General features: G+C 64.6%; 16 protein-coding genes and 1 tRNA gene. 11 read left to right on the top strand and 6 right to left on the bottom strand.

What is annotated here, in order from left to right:
• Positions 1–98 precede the first annotated feature (98 nt).
• Both E5162_RS03125 and E5162_RS03130 read left to right on the top strand, forming a co-directional pair.
• A complete protein-coding gene (locus E5162_RS03125) occupies positions 99–1,217 on the top strand; it encodes an efflux RND transporter periplasmic adaptor subunit (protein ID WP_135943476.1) in 1,119 nt (372 codons plus the stop codon).
• Positions 1,217–4,339, top strand: a complete 3,123-nt coding sequence (locus tag E5162_RS03130) for an efflux RND transporter permease subunit (protein WP_135943477.1) — start codon at positions 1,217–1,219, stop codon at positions 4,337–4,339. The genes E5162_RS03125 and E5162_RS03130 overlap by 1 nt, the downstream gene beginning before the upstream one ends.
• Positions 4,340–4,353: 14 nt before the next feature.
• Here E5162_RS03130 and E5162_RS15115 read toward each other — a convergent pair whose 3' ends face one another.
• Positions 4,354–5,076, bottom strand: a complete 723-nt coding sequence (locus E5162_RS15115) for an acyltransferase (RefSeq protein WP_135943478.1) — start codon at positions 5,074–5,076, stop codon at positions 4,354–4,356.
• Positions 5,077–5,097: 21 nt separating this feature from the next.
• On the opposite strand from E5162_RS15115, the gene E5162_RS03140 reads away from it, so the two are divergent.
• The 3 genes from E5162_RS03140 to E5162_RS03150 all read left to right on the top strand — a co-directional run bounded on the left by E5162_RS03140 (position 5,098) and on the right by E5162_RS03150 (position 7,165).
• Positions 5,098–5,355 (top strand): DUF3253 domain-containing protein, encoded by a 258-nt coding sequence (locus E5162_RS03140; protein ID WP_135943479.1) that lies wholly within the window; start codon positions 5,098–5,100, stop codon positions 5,353–5,355.
• The gene (locus E5162_RS03145; RefSeq protein ID WP_135943480.1) at positions 5,345–5,944 is read left to right on the top strand and encodes a uracil-DNA glycosylase family protein; all 600 of its coding nucleotides are present in this window, start codon (positions 5,345–5,347) and stop codon (positions 5,942–5,944) included. Before E5162_RS03140 ends, E5162_RS03145 begins: the two co-directional genes overlap by 11 nt.
• Before the next feature lie 159 nt (positions 5,945–6,103).
• Positions 6,104–7,165 carry a Leu/Phe/Val dehydrogenase gene (locus tag E5162_RS03150; protein WP_135943481.1) on the top strand — a complete coding sequence of 354 codons (1,062 nt, stop codon included), beginning with the start codon at positions 6,104–6,106 and terminating at the stop codon, positions 7,163–7,165.
• Here the strand turns inward: E5162_RS03150 and E5162_RS03155 are convergent.
• The 4 genes from E5162_RS03155 to E5162_RS03170 all read right to left on the bottom strand — a co-directional run bounded on the left by E5162_RS03155 (position 7,162) and on the right by E5162_RS03170 (position 11,357).
• Positions 7,162–8,205: an ABC transporter ATP-binding protein gene (locus E5162_RS03155; protein ID WP_135943482.1), complete on the bottom strand. Its 1,044-nt coding sequence runs from the start codon at positions 8,203–8,205 to the stop codon at positions 7,162–7,164. The genes E5162_RS03150 and E5162_RS03155 overlap by 4 nt on opposite strands.
• Positions 8,202–9,845: an ABC transporter permease gene (locus tag E5162_RS03160; protein ID WP_135943483.1), complete on the bottom strand. Its 1,644-nt coding sequence runs from the start codon at positions 9,843–9,845 to the stop codon at positions 8,202–8,204. Before E5162_RS03160 ends, E5162_RS03155 begins: the two co-directional genes overlap by 4 nt.
• Positions 9,836–10,882: an extracellular solute-binding protein gene (locus tag E5162_RS03165; RefSeq protein ID WP_135943484.1), complete on the bottom strand. Its 1,047-nt coding sequence runs from the start codon at positions 10,880–10,882 to the stop codon at positions 9,836–9,838. Before E5162_RS03165 ends, E5162_RS03160 begins: the two co-directional genes overlap by 10 nt.
• Before the next feature lie 400 nt (positions 10,883–11,282).
• A tRNA-Val gene (locus tag E5162_RS03170) sits at positions 11,283–11,357 on the bottom strand.
• A gap of 265 nt (positions 11,358–11,622) precedes the next feature.
• Between E5162_RS03170 and E5162_RS03175 the strand changes: the two genes are divergently transcribed.
• Complete coding sequence (locus E5162_RS03175) at positions 11,623–11,841, top strand: phosphoglycolate phosphatase (RefSeq protein ID WP_135943485.1); 219 nt, start codon at positions 11,623–11,625, stop codon at positions 11,839–11,841.
• Here E5162_RS03175 and E5162_RS03180 read toward each other — a convergent pair.
• Complete coding sequence (locus tag E5162_RS03180; protein WP_135943486.1) at positions 11,838–12,539, bottom strand: HAD-IA family hydrolase; 702 nt, start codon at positions 12,537–12,539, stop codon at positions 11,838–11,840. The two genes, E5162_RS03175 and E5162_RS03180, sit on opposite strands and share 4 nt — an antisense overlap.
• Positions 12,540–12,645: 106 nt before the next feature.
• On the opposite strand from E5162_RS03180, the gene glmU reads away from it, so the two are divergent.
• From glmU to E5162_RS03205, 5 genes are all read left to right on the top strand, one after another.
• The gene (gene glmU, locus E5162_RS03185; protein ID WP_135943487.1) at positions 12,646–14,013 is read left to right on the top strand and encodes a bifunctional UDP-N-acetylglucosamine diphosphorylase/glucosamine-1-phosphate N-acetyltransferase GlmU; all 1,368 of its coding nucleotides are present in this window, start codon (positions 12,646–12,648) and stop codon (positions 14,011–14,013) included.
• Positions 14,014–14,023: 10 nt separating this feature from the next.
• On the top strand, positions 14,024–15,493 hold the full coding sequence (locus tag E5162_RS03190) for an NAD-dependent succinate-semialdehyde dehydrogenase (protein WP_135943488.1): 1,470 nt from the start codon (positions 14,024–14,026) through the stop codon (positions 15,491–15,493).
• Entirely contained in the window at positions 15,490–16,188 is a 699-nt protein-coding gene (rpiA, locus tag E5162_RS03195; RefSeq protein WP_135943489.1) for a ribose-5-phosphate isomerase RpiA, read from the top strand. Before E5162_RS03190 ends, rpiA begins: the two co-directional genes overlap by 4 nt.
• Positions 16,189–16,313: 125 nt before the next feature.
• The gene (gor, locus tag E5162_RS03200) at positions 16,314–17,702 is read left to right on the top strand and encodes a glutathione-disulfide reductase (RefSeq protein ID WP_135943490.1); all 1,389 of its coding nucleotides are present in this window, start codon (positions 16,314–16,316) and stop codon (positions 17,700–17,702) included.
• Positions 17,703–17,821: 119 nt separating this feature from the next.
• The gene (locus tag E5162_RS03205; protein WP_135943491.1) at positions 17,822–18,805 is read left to right on the top strand and encodes a class I SAM-dependent methyltransferase; all 984 of its coding nucleotides are present in this window, start codon (positions 17,822–17,824) and stop codon (positions 18,803–18,805) included.
• Positions 18,806–18,848: the final 43 nt, after the last annotated feature.

Here is an 18,848-nt window from a genome sequence, read left to right on the forward strand (position 1 = left end):
TTACAGAGATTTTAGTGCGCCCCCGCAGTGTTTTGCGTGGTTGTGCGTTGCTTTTTTAGTGATTGGGCGCATATCACGCCCGCTAGCTGGAGACCAAAATGAAGCGCGCCGCATTCCTGATCTTCGCCCTTGTCGTTTTTGCGGCGATGGCCGTTGCCGTTCTGATCCGCTCGATGACGGGCGAGGACGATGTCGCCAACGGCTGGGGCGGCGGGGGTGTTCCGGTGGAGGTGAGCCCTGTCGAGACACGCGAGTTTGTCGATATCGTCGAAGCTCTTGGCACGGCCGGTGCCAATGAAGGGGTGACGATCACCGCCAAGGTCTCCGACACTATCTCGCGTATCAATTTTGACTCCGGCGACTACGTGGAAGAAGGCCGCATCCTGGTCGAGCTGGCCTCTGCTGAAGAGGCGGCCGGGCTCAACGAGGCTCGCGCCACCTTGCGTGAAGCAGAGCGCGAAATGACTCGTATCCGCGACCTCACCGAACGCGGTGTGGCGCCGCAATCGCGCCAGGACGAGGTGCTGGCCGTTCTCGAACGCGCCCGGGCGCGGGTTTCCCAGATCGAAGCGCGTGTGGCCGATCATATCATCCGCGCCCCGTTCTCCGGGATTATTGGCCTTCGCCACGTGAGCCCCGGCGAACTGGTCGGACCGGGTGACGCCATCGCGCGTCTGGACGACACGAGCGTCATCAAGCTCGATTTCACCGTGCCGGAACGCTTCTTGTCGGTCCTCGCCGAAGGCATGCAGGTCGAAGCGCGCACCAGTGCTTCGGAGCAGACATTCACCGGTGAGATTGCCCGGATCGACAGCCGCGTCGATCCGGTGACGCGTGCCGTGACGGTACGCGCCCTAATCGATAATGAGGACGGTGAGCTTCGCCCGGGCCAGCTCATGACGGTGGAAGTGCGCCGCGACGAACGCCAGCGCCCGGCCGTGCCGGGATCGGCTTTAACGCGTTACGGAAACGAGGTTTTCGTTTTCGTGCTCACGCAAACCGAACGCGGAACGAGTGTGGAGCGCCGGCTGATCGAGCCCGGCATCCGTATCAACGGAATGATCGAAGTGCTTTCTGGCCTGGAAGTCGGAGAGCGCATCGTCTCCGAAGGCGTTCACCGGGTCAGCGAGGGTATGCCTGTCACGGTTGCCGATGAGGCTCCCGCGTCTCCCAACGGTGCGGGTTCGGCGACGACATCCAGCGGCGGAGTGCGCTGATGACCCTCTCGGACGTCGCGGTTCGCCGACCGGTTCTTGCCTTCGTCATCAGCGCGCTGATCGTCGTCTTCGGTGTTCTGGGACTCCAGTCTCTCCCTCTGCGCGAGCTGCCCGATGTGGACCGGCCGGTGGTGTCGGTGTCCGCCAACTACCCCGGGGCGAACGCGGAAGTGGTGGAGAACCGCGTCACGCAGGTCATCGAGGACCGGTTATCGGGAATTGACGGGATCGAGACGATCATATCGTCTTCGCAGGACGGCGATTCACGTATCACGATCACCTTTTCGCTGGGCCGCGACATCGAAGCGGCCGCCAACGACGTGCGCGACGCAGTGTCCCGGACGCTCGATCAGCTTCCCCAGGACGTGGAAACGGTCGAGGTGCGCAAGCAGGACTCCGATGCGCGTCCGTTCATCTGGTACAATCTCATGTCGGACCGGATGACCAGCGAGGAGCTGTCCGACTTCGCCGGCCGCAATCTGGTCGATCCGTTTTCGGTGATCGACGGTGTCGCCCAGGTACGCATCGGCGGCGAGCGGCGCTACGCGATGCGAATCTGGCTCGACCCGGCCGCGATGGCCGCGCGCGGCGTGACCGTCACCGATATCGAGAATGCGCTGCGTTCCCAGAATGTCGAGCTGCCCGGCGGGTCAGTCGAGACCTCCGACACCCAGATCGTGGTTCGGGTCGAGCGCCTCTTCTCCAGCGAGGAGAGCTTCGAGCGCCTGCCGATCACCTCGCCGAGCAGCGGGCACGTGATCCGGCTGGGCGAGGTCGCCGATGTCGAGCTGGCCGCAGAAGAGCCGCGCACCCTGTTCAGGGGCAATCAGCAGAACATGGTCGGGCTCGGCTTCGTGCGTCAGAGCCAGTCGAACGCCGTCGAGGTCGCCGACAACGTGGCCGCCGAAGCCGAGCGGCTGAGCGCCGGGCTGCCCCAGGGCATGCAGTTGATGGTCGCGTCCGACGATACCGTTTTCATCGAGGAATCGATCAAGGAAGTCTGGCGCACGCTGGGCATCGCTGCCCTTCTCGTGGTGCTCGTGATCTATCTTTTCCTCGGCAGTATTCGCGCCGCCATGATCCCCGCGGCGGTGGTGCCGGTCTGCCTGATCGGTACATTCGCGATCCTTTCCGCCTTCGGGTTCTCCATCAATATCCTGACCCTGCTCGCGATGGTGCTGGCGATCGGGCTGGTCGTGGACGATTCCATCGTCGTGCTGGAGAACATCCAGCGCCGGGTCGATCTCGGCGAGCCGCCCGCACTCGCGAGCCTTCGCGGCGGCCGGCAGGTCTTCTTTGCCGTGATTGCGACCACGGCGACCCTCATCGCTGTCTTTGTGCCGCTCGTCTTCCTGCCCGGGTTCATCGGACGCATATTTACCGAGCTCGCCGTGACGATCTCAGGTGCGGTTATCCTGTCCAGCTTCGTCGCGCTCACGCTTTCGCCGATGATGGGGTCAAAGCTGCTCAAGCCGAGCGGTCAGGCCAGGGGACCGGCCCGCTGGGTGGACCGGGCCGTCTCCGCGGCGCGATCAAACTATCGCAACAGTCTTGAAATCGCGCTCAAGGCGCCTGTCGCGATCGTGCCGGTTCTCATCATCGCCCTGGCCGGTTCGGCCTTTCTGTTCGCCAAGCTTCCCGGGGAGCTGACACCGCCCGAGGACCGGGGGAGCTTCTTCGGCTTCTTCTCCGGCCCCGAGGGCGCGAGCTTCGACTATATTTCCGAGCAGGCGATGGAAGTCGAAGACATCATGATGGAGTATGTCGAGGCTGGTGAGCTGCGCCGGGTGCTGGTGGTCGCGCCGGGATGGGGCGGCGGTGGTTTCAGCTCGGGCATCGTCATCGGCTCCATGGTGGACTGGTCCGACCGCCGGCCGGGCGAAGAGATCATGACCGACATCAACACGCAGCTGGGTCAACTGACGGGCGTGCGCGCTTTCGCCTCGATGCGCTCCACCATCGGTGGCGGGGGCGGCGGCGACGATATCCAGTTCGTCATCCAGGGTAGCGAATACGATGCGATCAATGCCGAGGCCGAACGCCTGATCGAGGCGATCGGGCGGGAAAATCCCAACCTCATGCGCGCTCGCAAGGATTACGAGCCGACAAGCCCGCGCCTGCTGGTCGATATCGACCGCGAGCGTGCGGCGGCGCTGGGCGTGAGCGTTGCCGATATCGGGCGTACGCTGCAGACCCATCTGGGCTCGCGGCGCATCGGTCAGTTCATCGATCGGGGCGAAGCGTACAACATCATTACCGAGAACCGCCGGGCCCAACGGTCCAGCGCACAGGATCTGGAAAGCCTGTATGTGCGCGGTCTCGAAGGCCAGCTCATCCCGCTCTCCAACCTGGTCAGTGTGCGCGAGGTCGGCGAAGCGTCGGAGCGCAACCGCGTCAACCGACAACGTGCCATTGCGGTTTCGGCCACGCTGGCGGAAGGCTATTCGCTGGGCGAGGCGGTCACCTGGCTGGACGACTGGGCCGAGCAGACCTTGCCGGCCAACATGAGCACCGAATATCTGGGGGGTGCGAAAGAGTATCTTGATGCCAACAACGCGATCTATTTCGCGTTCGGCATGGCCTTGCTGATCGTCTTCCTTGTGCTGGCCGCCCAGTTCGAAAGCCTGATCCAGCCACTGGTGATCATGCTGACCGTGCCGCTGGCCGTCGCAGGCGGGCTTTTCGGCCTCTACATGGCCGGGTCCAGCCTCAACATCTATTCCCAGATCGGTCTCGTCATATTGATCGGCCTGGCGGCCAAGAACGGCATCCTCATCGTCGAATTCGCCAACCAGCTGCGCGAGGAGGGCAAGGATGTCATTACCGCCACGCTGGACGCGGCCGAGACGCGCTTCCGTCCGATCCTGATGACCGGCATCTCGACGGCCATCGGCGCTTTCCCGCTCGTGCTCGCCTCCGGGCCCGGTTCGGAAAGCCGCATCACGATCGGCGTGGTGATCTTTACCGGCGTCATGGTCGCGACCCTGTTCACGCTGTTCGTGATTCCGATGGCCTACGGTGTGCTCGGCCGCTTCACCAAGACGCCGAACTGGGTCTCGCGCCAGCTCGAAGCCGAAGCGCAGGCGACGGGCGGCGGCGCGGTCGGAAACCCCGCGGAATAGGGCGCTCTCCAGTTTCAGTCGCCCCGGCGGGGCCAGATCTTCGATCGCAGCCAGCCGAGCGTTGAATTGCCTTTGAGCACGTCGCGATAGGCCTGGTCGAAGAAGTGCTCGACCTCTTCAGGCTGCTCCAGCATGTCGAGGCGCGTCTGGAAAGGGCCGTCGGGATCGAGCGCCTTGACCTTGCGCGCGGGAATGCCAGCCCAGACCTCGTTTGCCGGGACATCTCCCGTCACCACGCTGCGCGCGCCGATCACCGCATTGTCGCCAATGGTCACGCCCTTGCCCACAAAGGCGCCGTCCCCGATCCACACATTATTGCCGATGCGCACCGGCTTGCTCTCCGGGCGAGGGTCGATGCGGTTGTACAGCCCGTGCCAGTCGCTGTCCGTGATCGTGGCTGACTTGGCCACCAGGCAGGCATCGCCGATCCGGATCGAGCCTCCGGCCAGGATTCGCACCCCGCCGGCAAAAAAGCAGCAATCACCGATCTCGATCTCACCCGGCGTATCGCCCGGCGACCAGACGGTGAACGTGACGGGCTGATCCTTGCGCGAGACGACGTGAATATTCCGTCCAGCGCGGACATTCGGGCCGAAGACCTCGACATTCCAAGGCCGCACGATTTTGGGCTCCTCGCCCAGCGCCTCGAAGTGAGGGGCCAGGAAATGGCCCGTCCACGCATTCTCGAAGCGCTCCCAGAGCGCGTGCATCCAGTACGGGCGGTGGTCTCGGCGCATTCGACTTCCTATTCTAAGGTCATGAGCGAAGATCTTATCGAAAGCGCGATTCTCGATCTGGTGGAAAAGCGCGGTGCCTCCAAGTCCATCTGTCCCTCCGAGGCGGCCAAGGCGGCTTTTGGAGACAATTGGAACGGACATATGCGCCATGTGCGCGCTGCGGCCGTGCATCTGGCCCGTCAGGGCAAGGTGACGATACTGCGAAAAGGGAAGCCGGCGGACCCCGAGAGTTTCAAAGGTGTCTACCGGCTCAGCCTGCCGGCCGCTGATGGCGACTGAGGCGTTCGAACGGGTCAAGGCCGAGGCGCGCGCTTGCCGGGTCTGCCAAGGCGCGCTCGATCACCCCTGCCGGCCCGTGCTGACAGGGACGGACAGCGCGCGTATCCGCATTATCGGCCAGGCTCCGGGCACACGGGTTCAGAAGAGCGGTGCGCCTTTCACCGATCCCAGCGGGGACCGCCTGCGCGACTGGATGGGTGTGACGGCGAAGGAATTCTACGACGAGCGCCTGTTCGCGATCACGCCGATGGGCTTCTGCTTTCCCGGGCTGGATGCCAAGGGCGGGGACAAGCCGCCGCGAAAGGAATGTGCGCCGCTCTGGCAGGATCGCTGCACGAATGCGCTCTCCCGCGTCGAACTCACTTTGCTCATCGGTGCGCATGCCCAGCGCTATCATCTGGGAGAAATGGCCGGGCGCACTCTGACCGAAACGGTGCTGCGCTGGCGAGAATACTGGCCGCACCATGCTGCATTGCCGCACCCGAGCTGGCGGAACAATGCCTGGCTGAAGCGGAATGCGTGGTTTGACGGGGAGGTGCTCCCCGCCTTGCGCGCTCGCATTCGCAGCATCCTTGATGAGGCAGCCTGAGACGCCCCCAGGCCATTGTCTGTGCTCAACTTGCGCGCAGAGCCGGGGTCTAGTAGACCCTCGCGCAACCGGCCCCGGGCCGCCGATCCGCGCATGAAACAAGACGCGGCGGGGTAACGGGAACTCCGATCGACAACGCTGCTAGAGGACTCCCCGCATATGAGCGTGTTCGACCATCCCGCTTTCGACGACCACGAAAAAGTCCTGTTCGCCCACGACGCCAAGACCGGGCTAAAGGCGATCATTGCCGTGCATTCCACCGCCAATGGTCCGGCGATCGGCGGTTGCCGCATGTGGTCCTACAAGGATTCCTCCGAGGCTCTGACGGACGTGCTGCGTCTCTCTCAGGGCATGAGCTACAAGAACATCATGGCCGACCTTCCGCTGGGCGGCGGCAAGTCGGTCATCATGAAGCCGCAGGGCGATTTCGACCGCGCCGAGCTGTTTGAAGCTTTCGGCCGCGCTATCGATGCGCTGTCGGGCAATTACTATTCGGCGGAAGACGTCGGTGTCAGCCCGGAAGACATTCTGAATGCGCGCCGCGCGACACAATACGTGGTCGGTCTGCCCGGCGGGACGGGCGATCCGTCCCCCGTCACCGCCAAAGGCGTCTTCCTGGGCGTGAAAGTGGCGGCGGAGCGCGCGCTCGGTTCGTCGGACCTCTCCGGTGTCAAGATCGCCGTCCAGGGCGCGACCGGCCATGTCGGCGCTTATCTCGTTCAGCACCTGCACGAAGCGGGGGCCGAGCTCTTCCTGGCCGATATCAATGAGTCTGCGCTCAAGGACCTGGCCGCGAAGACGAACTCGACCATCGTGCCGATCGACAAGATCTACGGTGTCGAAGCGGACATCTTCGCTCCGTGCGCCCTTGGCTCGGTGATTAATCCGGACACGATTGATACGTTAAAAGTCAAGGCCGTGGCCGGTGCGGCGAACAACCAGCTGGCCACACGTGACATGGGCGCCGAGCTTCAGAAGCGCGGCATCTATTACGCGCCGGACTATGTCATCAATGCCGGCGGCATCATCAACATCATGGGCGATCTCGATCCGAAATACGACGCCAAATGGGTCGAAGGAAAGCTGCAGGGCCTGCGTCAGACCCTCGGCGAGGTGATGGACCGTGCCGAAGACGAAGGCACTCCGGCCAACATCGTTGCGGACAAGATTGCGCGCGAGCGCATCGAGGACGCGCGGGTTCGCAAGGCCGAAGCCGCCTAGGCGGTTACGACCACCGCAAAGCGTTCATCGAGCCGGAGGCGGACCGCGTCTCCGGCTCGTATCGTATCTGTGACCGGGACGCGCGCGGACACCTCGCGCCCGTTTTCCAGACGCAAGGAGAGGCGCGCCGAGCCGCCCGCCGCCTGCCGCATCGTGACCTGGGCCAGCGCGCCATCCGCCGAGGCGCGATCGATCACGATTCCCTCCGGGCGAAGCAGGACCTTGACCTGTTCGCCGTCATCGCGTCTGGGTGCCGCCAGAGCGCCGAGCGGCGTCGAGGCGCGTCCTGACTCGACGCGCGTGATAAATGCCTCAACGTCGCCGAGCAGGCGGGCCGCCGTCTCGCTGACAGGAGACAGGTAGAGACGGTCGGGCGCACCGGTCTGGACGATCACGCCCTTGTTCATCAGGGCGATCTGATCGGCGACCGCCATGGCTTCCTCGGCATCGTGGGTCACGATCAGGGCGGCAGTCTCCGCCTCGCGCAGCGCATGCGTGGTGGCTTCGCGCAGTTCGGCGCGCAGCCGTCTGTCGAGGCCCGAAAATGGCTCGTCGAGGAGCATGACATCGGGGGAGGGGGCGAGCGCGCGCGCCAGGGCGACACGCTGCTGCTCACCGCCCGAGAGTTCGTGGGGATAGGATTTGGCCTTGTGGGCGAGTTCCACGCTTGCCAGCCGGTCTCTGGCCAGCTCGCGGCGCTTTGCGCTACTGCCGCTGCGCAAGCCGAAGGCGACATTGTCCAGCGCGGTCAGATGGGGAAAGAGCGCATAGTCCTGAAACACCACACCGCAGCGCCGCGCCTCGGGGTCGAGATGGACCGTGTCTCCGCTCCAGGTCTTTCCGGCGAACCGGACAGTACCGGCTTCCAGGCGTTCAAGCCCGGCTATCGCGCGCAGGAGGCTGGACTTTCCCGAGCCGGACGGTCCCAGCAGGGCCGTTACCCGTCCGCAGGTCAGGCTCAGCGAAGCACGGTCGACCGCCGGGCGGCCTTCGGCAAACGATACGACCGCATCGCAGACCTCCAAAAGGTCGCCTTTCATTCTGCTTCCTTCCTGACCAAGCGTTCGCTGCGAGTCATCTGGCGTGCAATCCAGATCATCGGGCCCAGCGCGGCAAGTGCGATCAGCAGGGCAGGCAAGGCGGCCATGCCAAGCCGCTCGTCAGAGGCATAGTTGTGGGCGGTGACCGCGAGCGTGTCGAAATTGAAGGGACGCAGGATCATTGTCGCGGGCAACTCCTTGAGAACCTCGACAAAGACCAGCAGGCCGGCCAGCAACGCGCCCGAGCGGATGAGGGGCCAGTGGACGCGGATCGCGACCTCGACCGGGCCGGCGCCAAGCGTCCGGGCGGCACCGTCGAGCGTCGGCGTGATGCGGGCCAGCGCGCTTTCTGCAGGACCGATTGCCGCTGCAGCGAAGCGCGACTGGTAGGCGAAGATCAATCCGAGAATGCCGCCGCTCAGCAGCACCGGAAGCGGCATGCCGAACAGGCGTGTCCATACCGCATCCATGCCGTCCTGGGTCCATCCGAAAAGCGCGAGCACGCCCACGGCGGCGACCGCGCCTGGGACGGCATAACCAAGTCCGGCCAGGCGCGCCGCAAGTACGGCGGGCAGGCGCCGTGTCCGCAGGGCGTAGGCGGCGATGACGCCGAGTATTGCCGCCACACCGCCGGAGATCGCGGCGAGCTGAACTGAATGCCACAGCGCGGCGCCGAGATCGCGCCCGACGGCTGAATGAGTTGCCAGCCATCCAAGCCGCCCCATCGGTATGATGAGCCCGGCCATGAGGGGCAGTGAGAGAAGGCCGATCGCGAGCGCGCTGCGTACCGGCGAGAGTTGCACCCGGCGCGGCGGGCGCTTGCGTCCCGACGCGGCGGCCTGACGCGCCCGCCGGCGCTGGAACCGCTCGATGAAGAAGATAAGGAAGGCCAGCGAGACCAGCACGAGCGCCAGCCGGGCCGCATCGGCCACCGAGCCTTCGCCCGCCCAGGCGCGAATGATCCCGACAGAAAGGGTGGGCGCGCCCAGGTGAACGACCGCACCGAAATCGGCCAGGGATTCCATCACCACCAGTGCAAGGCCCGCGGCGATTGCCGGACGAGCCATGGGCAGCGCCGCGCGCTGGAAAGCCTCGATCGGACCGCAGCCGAGCGTGCGCGCCGCGTCATAGGCTTCGCTCGACTGACTGGCGAACGCCTCGCGCGCAAGCAGGTAGACGTAGGGATAAAGCGTGAAGGCAAAGATGAAGCCGGCCCCGACCGGTCCGCGCACGACCGGGACGAGCCCTCCGAGGGGCCCGGTCGACTGGGTGAGGTCATACCAGCCATAGGCTGCCGCATAGGCCGGCATCGCCAAGGGGAGCGCAAGCAGCCATTCGAAAGCGCGCCGCCCCGGGAAGGCATACCGCGCCACCGTCCAGGCTGAGGCACTGCCGATCGATCCGGCTGCGGCAACGGCGATCACGCCCACGATGGCGGTGTTGGCCAGCCAGACCGGCAGGCGTGTGCCCGCTATATGGCCGAAATAGTCGGTCCACGGTCCGGTTACCGCGACGATGGCCACCGCAATCAGCGGCGCGGCGCAGATCAATGCGACGAAGACGGCCCCCCACAAGGGCGCGAAGCCGCCCCGGGACCGGGACGCCTCCGCCGCATCGTCATGGATGTCGCTTACTGCCATCCCACGCGGTCAAAGATGCGTTGCGCTTCGGAGGCGTTCTCGCCGAGAACATTGACGTTCAGGTCGTCGGCGCTGAAATCGTGCAACTCGTCGAGCAGTGCGTTGTCGTACTGCGTCGAGGCGACTGCGGGAAACTCGTTGGTAAGCTCGGCGAACGCCCGCTGCGCCTCGGGCGAGAGAAGGAAGCGCAGGAAGCTGCGCGCATTCTCCGTGTTGGGCGCGCCCGCTGCGAGACCCGCGCCGGAGACGTTGATGTGCGTGTTCTCCGGGAAGAATAACTCGGTCGCATTCGCCACGGCCTGGTCGGCCGGATTGCCGGAATTGGCGATGCGTGCCCAGTAATAGTGATTGACCAGGGACACGTCGCAATCGCCGGCAGCGACCGCGCGGATCTGGTCCGTATCGGCGCCCTGCGGCGCGCGGGCAAGATTGTCCACGACGCCTTGCGCCCAGGCCTCGGCACCATCCGCGCCCAGACGGTCGATCATCGCCGCCAGCAGGGACTGGTTGTAGACATTGTTGGACGAGCGCACGCAGACCCGGCCTTCGAACCGGGGATCGGCCAGGTCCTCGTAGCCGGAGAGCTCGGAGACGTCGACGCGTTCGGGCGCGTACACGATCACGCGGGCGCGCGTGGCGAAGCCGAACCAGAGATCGTCGGGATGATGAAGATAGGCGGGAATCTGCTCCATCGCCTCGTCGAGCCCCGCCGGCTGGAACAGGCCGGCTTCTGCCGCGCGGTAGAGGCGTCCGGCATCCACGGTAATCACGACATCGGCCGGGGAGCGGTCACCGTCTGTGCGCACGCGCTCGACCAGCAGGTCGCCGCCCGCCTCGATCACATTGACCTCGATCCCGGTTTCCTCGGTGAAGGCCGCGTAGACCGCATCGTCGGAGGCATAATGGCGGGCGCTGAAAACGTTGACCACGCCAGCATCCTGGCTGGCGTCTTCTGAGCCTTGCGGTTGTCCGCATGCACTCAGAAGCAGGGGGATGGCCAAACCGGTCAGGCCCAGCAGGGTGGACGAGCTCTTCATATGCCTCTCCTTTAAAAATCGCACTTTGAGGCATGCCTGCCACTTTTGAGAACAGTTCGCAAGTTTTTGGCTGCACGCTGATGTCTCAGCGCTGTCTAGCCGTCCGGAGTCCGCGAATCGCTCCGATGGCTTACGGCGCATAATTGCGCGTCGCCGGGAACGCCGGTCCGGTCGCTCTGGAATAAAATATTCTGGTTGGCTGCGACAGAAGACCGCATCGCCGCTTGCGGCGCACTGCGAAGGGCGCCGGGATACCCTGATCTCCAGGCGCGCCGGGCAGAAAATTTTCCGGGATGGGCCTGGCCGCCAGTCTCATCCGACGCGGCTTTGCAGGATGCAAAAAGCCCCGGTTCCAACAGAACCGGGGCTTCGCTAAGCGGCTGTAATTTTAGCGCTAAATTGGTGGGCGATACTAGGATCGAACTAGTGACCCCTTCGGTGTGAACGAAGTGCTCTACCGCTGAGCTAATCGCCCGCAAGGCCGTGTCCTATACGAGGGAGGCGAATTTTGGTCAAGCGGAAGGAACGGCCCGCCTGCACCTGCGTTGAAAAGGGGAGCAAGTCATCATCCGAGGAAAAAATTTCGCTGAACGGGGTCCGTCACACTTTCGTCAAACAGAAAGATGACATATATGAGCGTCGCTTGCTTGCGGGCTCACCTCTGCAGGCATCGTTTTCCGCCCAGTTTGGCAAGTCCCGACGCGCCGTGGCCGCGAGCGCGTAAAGAGGAGGTCCTCCCCATGGCCACTAATGATCTTTGCACCCCTGAGGGTGCACGCCGTCTGAAAGAACGAATTGAAGCCTATTGGAGCGAGCGCGGTTATGACGTGAGCGTCGACCTGGTCGATGCCGGCTTCATGCCCGCCATGCGCTCCGCGCGCACCGATGTGCGCTCCAACCTGGTCAACGGTCTGCCGCGTCCGGCAAACGACCGCGCCAGCGAGCGCCGCTCGGCCTAGGCCTTGGCGCTCAACCGGGCCGACACGGCCTCGGTCAGGACGGTTTCAAACTCGTCGTACTGCTTGAAAAGCCGGTCCGCGCCCAGTGTGCGGACCGGCTTTTCACTATAACCCCCTTCAAAGAGCAGGCAGATGGCGCCGGCCGCACGGGCCGCCAGCGCATCCGGCTCTGAATCGCCGACCAGAACGCCCAGTGTCGGGGTTCCCCCGAAGGCCGCAAACAGATGCGCCGGGTCCGGCTTCTTGGCGATCCCGCTGTCCGCTCCGATGATCCGCTCGAAACGATCACTCATCTTCAGCTGGTCCAGCAGGGCCTGCGCCAGGGTTTGCGGCTTGTTGGTGCAGACTGAAAGACGCGCGCCGCGCGTTGCCAGACGGTCGAGCACGGCTTCGACATTCGCAAACGGACGGCTGTCGACGGCAATCTGGTCGCGGTAGACCTCCAGGAAGCGCGTCAGGCAATGATCAATCTCCGATAGCCCGGCCTCGACATTCTGACGTGCGAAGGCGCGCTCGATGAGGGCGCGTGCGCCGCGTCCGACCATGGCGCGCACATCGTCGACGCGGACCTCGGACAACCCGCAAGGCTTCACCGAGGCATTGAGGGCCCGCACCAGGTCCGGCGCAGTGTCGACCAGGGTCCCGTCGAGATCGAACGCGATGGGCAGGCCGGCAATCGGGTCGTCAGTCAGGGTCATCGGCTGTTCCGGTCCGGGTTGCGCACGAGCGGTCGCGTGCCTTTCAACAATCGGCTATAGCGCTTCGGAATATGGATGCCCACGCTTGCCAAGTGAGTCGCCGCACATGAAGACGTCCCGCGCCGCCATCATTCTTGCCGCCGGTCAGGGAACGCGCATGAAGTCTGCGCTGGCCAAGCCCCTTCACAGTGTTGGCGGCCGCTCCATGCTGGACTGGACGCTGGCACTGGCCGACGCGGTCGGGGCCGACCGCAAGGTGACGGTCTGGGGCTCCCATTCGCCGGCAGTGAAAGAGGCTGCGGAAGCGGCCGGCTCGGCGACAGCGCTTCAGGACCCGCCGCAAGGCACCGGCCATGCAGTCGCCTGCGCGAAGGACGCGCTGGGCGGTTTCGAAGGGCACGCCGTTGTCCTTTACGGCGATACGCCGCTGATCCGGCCCGAGACCGTGGAGGCGGTCTTTTCCGCCCTCGCTCACGGAGCATCCATTGCCGTGCTCGGCTTTGAAGCCGACGACCCTGCCGGATATGGCCGCCTCATTGAAGATGGCGCGGACGGTCTGGACGCCATCGTGGAGGATCGCGAGGCAAGCGAGGCCGAGCGCGCGATCCGCCTGTGCAATTCCGGAGTTCTGGGCGCGCCCGTACCGCTCCTGTTCGACCTCCTGTCCGAGGTCACCAACGAGAATGCCAAGGGCGAATACTATCTCACCGATATCGTCGCGATTGCACGGTCGCGCGGGCTGAAGTGCAAGGCCGTGCGCGGCGCACAGGCCGAGATGCTCGGCGTCAACTCGCGTAGCGATCTGGCCGAGGCCGAGGCGGCGTTTCAGGCGCGCCGGCGACAGGAGATGATGGAGAGCGGGGTTACACTGATCGCGCCGGACACCGTGTTCTTCAGTCACGATACGCGCATCGCCGCGGATGTGGTTGTCGAACCCAATGTCGTGTTCGGTCCCGGCGTGAATGTCGCGTCGAATGTCCGCATCAAGGCCTTCAGCCATCTTGAGGGCGCGTCACTGGGCGAGGGCGCCGAAGCCGGTCCGTTTGCGCGGCTTCGTCCGGGTGCCGAGCTCGGGGCGAATGCGAAAGTGGGCAACTTCGTCGAGGTGAAGAAGGCGCGCCTCGGAGAGGGTGCAAAAGCCAGCCATCTCACCTATCTCGGAGATACGGATGTCGGTGCGCACGCCAATATCGGAGCCGGGACGATCACCTGCAATTATGACGGGTTTTTCAAGCACAGGACGGTGATCGGCGAGGGCGCCTTCATCGGCTCGAACACCTCGCTGGTCGCTCCGGTGACGATCGGCGCCGGTGCGATGACGGGGTCGGGCAGCGTTATCACCGAGGACGTCCCGGACAATGCCCTGGCGCTTTCTCGCGCCCGTCAAAGCGAGAAGCCGGGATGGGCGCAGCGATTCCGCGAGGCGATGCAGGCCCGCAAGGCGAAGGCGCAGGTCAGGTCGAAGAAGGATTAGAAGCGATACGATGAGCGATTTGAAACAACGTCTTTCCGACCCCGGTCTGTTCAGGACCGAGAGCTATGTCGATGGAAAATGGGTGTCGGGGGAGACCCGTTTTCAGGTTTCCAACCCGGCCAATCGCGAGATCATTGCCGAGGTCTGCGATGTCGGCGAGGCCGGAGCCCGCGAGGCGGTTGCCGCTGCCCATGACGCCTTTGCCAGATGGAAGAAGACATCGGTCTTCGAGCGCGCCCGGCTGGTGCAGCGCTGGCACGAGCTGATCATGGAGCATGTGGCCGACCTCGGCACGCTGATCACCGCCGAGATGGGCAAGCCCCTCAAGGAAGCGCGCGGCGAAGTCGCCTACGGGGCAAGTTTCGTGAAGGTCTCTGCCGAGGAGGCCACCCGCCTGCACGGTGAGACGATGGCGACCCAGTTTCCGGGCACGCGCGGATGGACGATCCGTCAGCCTGTCGGGGTTGTGGGCTGCATCACGCCCTGGAATTTTCCCTCTGCCATGATCACGCGCAAATGCGCGCCGGCCCTGGCTGCCGGCTGCACCATGGTGGTCAAGCCGGCGCCGGAAACGCCGCTCTCCGCTCTGGCGCTGGCCGAGCTGGCCGAGCGCGCGGGCATTCCCAAGGGCGTCTTTAATGTCATCTGCGGCGATGCCACAAAAATCGGCCCGGTTCTGACCGGCTCGCCGGAAGTCGCCATGATCGGCTTCACCGGGTCGACCGAGATCGGCAAGCTGTTGATGCGCCAGGCCGCCGACGGCGTGAAACGCGTCTCGCTGGAACTTGGCGGCAACGCTCCCTTCATCGTGATGGACGATGCTGATATCGAGAAAGCCGCCGATGGCGTGCTGGCCTCCAAATTCCGTGCCGGCGGTCAGACCTGTGTCTCGGCCAACCGCATCATCGTGCAGGAAGGGATCGCCGACCGGCTGGCCGAAGCGCTCAAGGCGCGCATCGAAAAGGTGAAGGTCGGGTCCGGATTTGACGATGGGGTCGATGTCGGACCGCTGATCCACGACGAGGCTGTGACGCGTGTGGGCCGGCTGGTCGAGAATGCGCGCGAGCAGGGCGCCTCCATTCTGGCCGGCGGACGCTCGCTCGCCGACGAGCTGGGCGGCAGCTTCTATGCGCCCACGCTTATCTCTGGCGGTCATGCCGGTCTCGATATCGCGCGCAACGAAATCTTCGGGCCGGTGGCCTCGTTGTACCGGGCCCGGGACGAGGCCGAGATCCTGCGTCTGGCGAACGATACGCCCTTTGGGCTCGCCGCCTACGTCTATACGCGCGATATCGGACGGGTTCACAGGATCACCGAAGGCCTCGACTACGGCATGGTGGGCGTGAACGCGCCCATGGTCGGCTCGTCCACCACGCCGTTCGGCGGTGTGAAGGAATCGGGTATCGGCCGGGAAGGCGGCAAGTGGGGCGTGGAAGAATTCACCGAGCTTAAATTCGTGATGCTGGGAGATGTCGAATGAACGTCCAGAAGGTCAACGCGGCGCGCGCTGCGCTTGATTACGTCGAGGACGGCATGACGCTCGGCCTAGGGTCGGGTTCTACGGCGGAGGAGTTCGTTCGCCTGCTCGGCACGCAAATGGCGCAGGAGCCGATCCAGGTGCGCGGCATCGCGACCTCCCGGGGCACAGAACAGGTCGCGCGCGACGCCGGCGTGCCGCTGATCTCGATCGAGCAGGCCGACAAGATCGACCTGACCGTTGATGGCGCAGACGAGGTCGACGGCCGGTTCCGGCTGGTCAAGGGCGGCGGCGCCTGCCTTCTGCGCGAGAAGATTGTGGCCAGCGCGTCCGACCTCATGGTCGTCATCATCGACGAGACCAAGCTGGTCGAGACGCTGGGCGCCTTCCCGCTGCCCGTGGAGGTCGATCCGTTCGGCTTCACCATTACCGCCAAGAAAGTATTCGATGCGCTTCGCCGCGCCGGCGTTCCTCGGCCGGATGTGTCCTTGCGGCGCCTCGGCGACGGGCTCGAGCCCCTGGTCACCGATGGCGGCCACTACATTCTCGATTGCAGCTGCGGCGAAATCCCCGATCCGGAACGGGCGGCTGCCGCCCTGATCGAAATTCCCGGGGTGATCGATCACGGCCTCTTTCTTGATATTGCCCGTGTCGTGATCGTGGGAGAAGACGACGGTGCTCGGGCGATGGAGCTGTAGCCTCTCGCTTTGAGGAAGCGCGTTGCCCCGCGCTGGCGGTGACCTTCGCATCCTCGGCCTTGCTTCCCGCCCACCCCGGAGCCACCTTGCCCTCCATCTGATGACTGCCGCGCGGGAGCTTGCTTATGGCCGACTACGACTATGACCTTTTCACCCTCGGCGCCGGTTCGGGCGGGGTGCGCGCCTCGCGCCTGTCCGCGCTGAAAGGGGCAAAGACCGCGATCGCGGAGGAATACCGCCCCGGCGGCACTTGCGTGATCCGTGGCTGCGTGCCGAAGAAGTTCATGGTCTACGCGTCTGAATTCGCCAAGAATTTCGAGAAGGCCAAAGGTTATGGCTGGAGCTTCGGTTCGCCCCAGTTCGACTGGGTCTCGTTTCGCGATGCCATGCATGCCGAGGTCGACCGCCTGTCCGGCATCTATGAGAAGAATCTGCAAAATTCCGGGGTCGAGCTGATCAATGACCGTGCTGTCCTCGAAGACGCGCATACGATCCGGCTGGTCAACGAGAACCGCACCGTCACCGCGAAACACATCCTGATCGCGGTCGGCGGTACACCCACCCTGCAGGAAGACCTGGAGGGTATCGACCTCACGCTGACCTCGAACGATCTGTTCAATCTGGAGACACTGCCCCAGCACATCGTGATTGCGGGCGGAGGCTATATTGCCTGCGAATTTGCCCAGATTTTCGCCGGTCTGGGTGTCGATGTCTGCCTGGTCTACCGGCGTGAGACGGTGCTGCGCGGGTTTGACGACGATGTGCGCACCTTCGTTCACGAAGGCCTGAAGAAGGCGGGCGTCAGGGTCATCACCCATGCCAACTTCGAGAAGATCGAGAAGGGCGAAAAAGACGGCTGGCGCAAGGTCCATCTGGATACCGGCGACGTGCTGGACTCCGATGCCGTGGTGCTGGCCATTGGCCGTACGCCCGCGACCCGTGGGCTGGGCCTGGAGAAGGCCGGAGTCGATCTGGACGAGCAGGGGGCGGTGGTCGTCGACGATTATTCGCAGAGCAGCGTCGACCACATCTATGCCATCGGTGACGTGACCAACCGGGTCAATCTGACCCCGGTCGCAATCCGCGAAGGCATCGCGTTCTGCGAGACGGTCTTCGGCGGGAACAAGACGGCCTATGATCGCTCATGCATTCCGACGGCGGTCTTTACCCAGCCGCCTGTGGGCACGGTGGGCCTGACCGAGCAGGAAGCGCGTCAGGATTGCCAGAAGGTCGATGTCTACAAGTCGACCTTCCGGCCGATGAAGGGAATGCTGACCGAAAACCCCGACCGCATGATGATGAAGCTCATCGTGGATGCCGGTAACGACAAGGTTGTTGGCGTTCACATGGTGGGCGACGACGCACCGGAGATCATCCAGGCGGTCGGTATTGCGGTGAAGAGCGGACTGACCAAGGCGCAGTTCGACGCGACCTGCGCCGTCCACCCGACGGTGGCCGAGGAGCTCGTCACCATGCGCGAGAAATGGGTCCCGCCCGAAATCGGCGCCGGCTAGCCGCTTTGCCAACCCTCATCGAGGGCGGGCGATGCAGCGCTTCGCAGGGTCGATTTCGCTAAGGCCCGCAGGCGTAATCGTGTATAGAGGCAGTCACCAGATTTCAGGGAGGAAGACTGATGACCCGTTTCATGATGGCTGCCGCATCCTCGATTGCGCTGCTGGCCGCGTGCTCGCCGCAGAGCGCTGACGAGAGCGAGACCGATGCGCCGATGAATGGCGAGGCGATGCCCGCCGACGAGGCTGACTCGATGAGCGCGCCCGGCCAGGGCGAAGAGATGAGCCAGGAAGACAGCGACGCGATTGCCTCGCTTCTCGCTGGCGCCCAGCTCGTCGATATCCTTGCCCACGAACGCCGCGAGGGTGATCGCGCGCGCGACGAATACCGCAATCCGATGGAAACCATGGCCTTCTTCGGGCTGGAACCGGGCATGACCGTTGCCGAAGCCCTGCCGGGTGGCGGCTGGTACACGCGCATACTTCTGCCCTACGTGTCCGCGGACGGCCGTTATGTCGCGCTGAATTATCAGGAAGACGTCTGGGCCCAGATGTATGGCGAGAACTGGAACGAGGAGTCCCAGGCCGAAATCCGCAACTGGCCGGAGACGGCTCCGGCCGCGCTTGCGGAGAATGGTCCCGTCTCTGCCGACGCCATCTCTGCCTACATGCTGGACGCCATTCCCGAGTCCGAGGACGGGCAGGGCGATGCGGTCCTGTTCATCCGCGCGCTACACCATCTGAACCGCTTCGGTTCCGAGCACATGGATGTGGCGCTGGGCGAGGTCCACGACTTCCTCAAGCCCGGCGGCATTGTCGGCGTGGTCCAGCACCGCGCCCCGGCTGACGAGACCGATGCGCGCGCATCCGGCGACCGCGGCTACATGCGCGAAGCCGACGTGATCGCGGCGTTCGAGCGCAACGGATTTGCGCTGGAGGAAAGCTCCGAAATCAACGCCAACCCGGCCGACACCGCCGACTACGAGAACGGTGTCTGGATGCTGCCGCCCTCCAATGGCGGTGACAGCGAGGGCGAGGACGTTCCCCCGCTCCAGTCCGTCGGCGAGAGCGACCGCATGACGCTGCGCTTCGTCAAACCGGAATAGGCGCACCGCGCTGGCAGACAGGCAGAACCCCGGGTATCCGCGC

The sequence above is a fragment of the Marinicauda pacifica genome, assembly GCF_004793635.1.
Lineage (GTDB): Bacteria > Pseudomonadota > Alphaproteobacteria > Caulobacterales > Maricaulaceae > Marinicauda > Marinicauda pacifica.

Excerpts from the sequence above, each read along its gene's own strand:
- E5162_RS03175 (WP_135943485.1), top strand. The coding sequence starts at position 11,623 with ATGGCCACTAATGATCTTTGCACCCCTGAGGGTGCACGCCGTCTGAAA.
- E5162_RS03205 (WP_135943491.1), top strand. The coding sequence starts at position 17,822 with ATGACCCGTTTCATGATGGCTGCCGCATCCTCGATTGCGCTGCTGGCC.
- E5162_RS15115 (WP_135943478.1), bottom strand. The coding sequence starts at position 5,076 with ATGCGCCGAGACCACCGCCCGTACTGGATGCACGCGCTCTGGGAGCGC.
- gor (WP_135943490.1), top strand. The coding sequence starts at position 16,314 with ATGGCCGACTACGACTATGACCTTTTCACCCTCGGCGCCGGTTCGGGC.
- E5162_RS03180 (WP_135943486.1), bottom strand. The coding sequence starts at position 12,539 with ATGACCCTGACTGACGACCCGATTGCCGGCCTGCCCATCGCGTTCGAT.
- E5162_RS03155 (WP_135943482.1), bottom strand. The coding sequence starts at position 8,205 with ATGAAAGGCGACCTTTTGGAGGTCTGCGATGCGGTCGTATCGTTTGCC.
- E5162_RS03140 (WP_135943479.1), top strand. The coding sequence starts at position 5,098 with ATGAGCGAAGATCTTATCGAAAGCGCGATTCTCGATCTGGTGGAAAAG.
- E5162_RS03160 (WP_135943483.1), bottom strand. The coding sequence starts at position 9,845 with ATGGCAGTAAGCGACATCCATGACGATGCGGCGGAGGCGTCCCGGTCC.
- E5162_RS03190 (WP_135943488.1), top strand. The coding sequence starts at position 14,024 with ATGAGCGATTTGAAACAACGTCTTTCCGACCCCGGTCTGTTCAGGACC.
- E5162_RS03145 (WP_135943480.1), top strand. The coding sequence starts at position 5,345 with ATGGCGACTGAGGCGTTCGAACGGGTCAAGGCCGAGGCGCGCGCTTGC.
- rpiA (WP_135943489.1), top strand. The coding sequence starts at position 15,490 with ATGAACGTCCAGAAGGTCAACGCGGCGCGCGCTGCGCTTGATTACGTC.
- E5162_RS03130 (WP_135943477.1), top strand. The coding sequence starts at position 1,217 with ATGACCCTCTCGGACGTCGCGGTTCGCCGACCGGTTCTTGCCTTCGTC.
- E5162_RS03165 (WP_135943484.1), bottom strand. The coding sequence starts at position 10,882 with ATGAAGAGCTCGTCCACCCTGCTGGGCCTGACCGGTTTGGCCATCCCC.
- glmU (WP_135943487.1), top strand. The coding sequence starts at position 12,646 with ATGAAGACGTCCCGCGCCGCCATCATTCTTGCCGCCGGTCAGGGAACG.
- E5162_RS03150 (WP_135943481.1), top strand. The coding sequence starts at position 6,104 with ATGAGCGTGTTCGACCATCCCGCTTTCGACGACCACGAAAAAGTCCTG.
- E5162_RS03125 (WP_135943476.1), top strand. The coding sequence starts at position 99 with ATGAAGCGCGCCGCATTCCTGATCTTCGCCCTTGTCGTTTTTGCGGCG.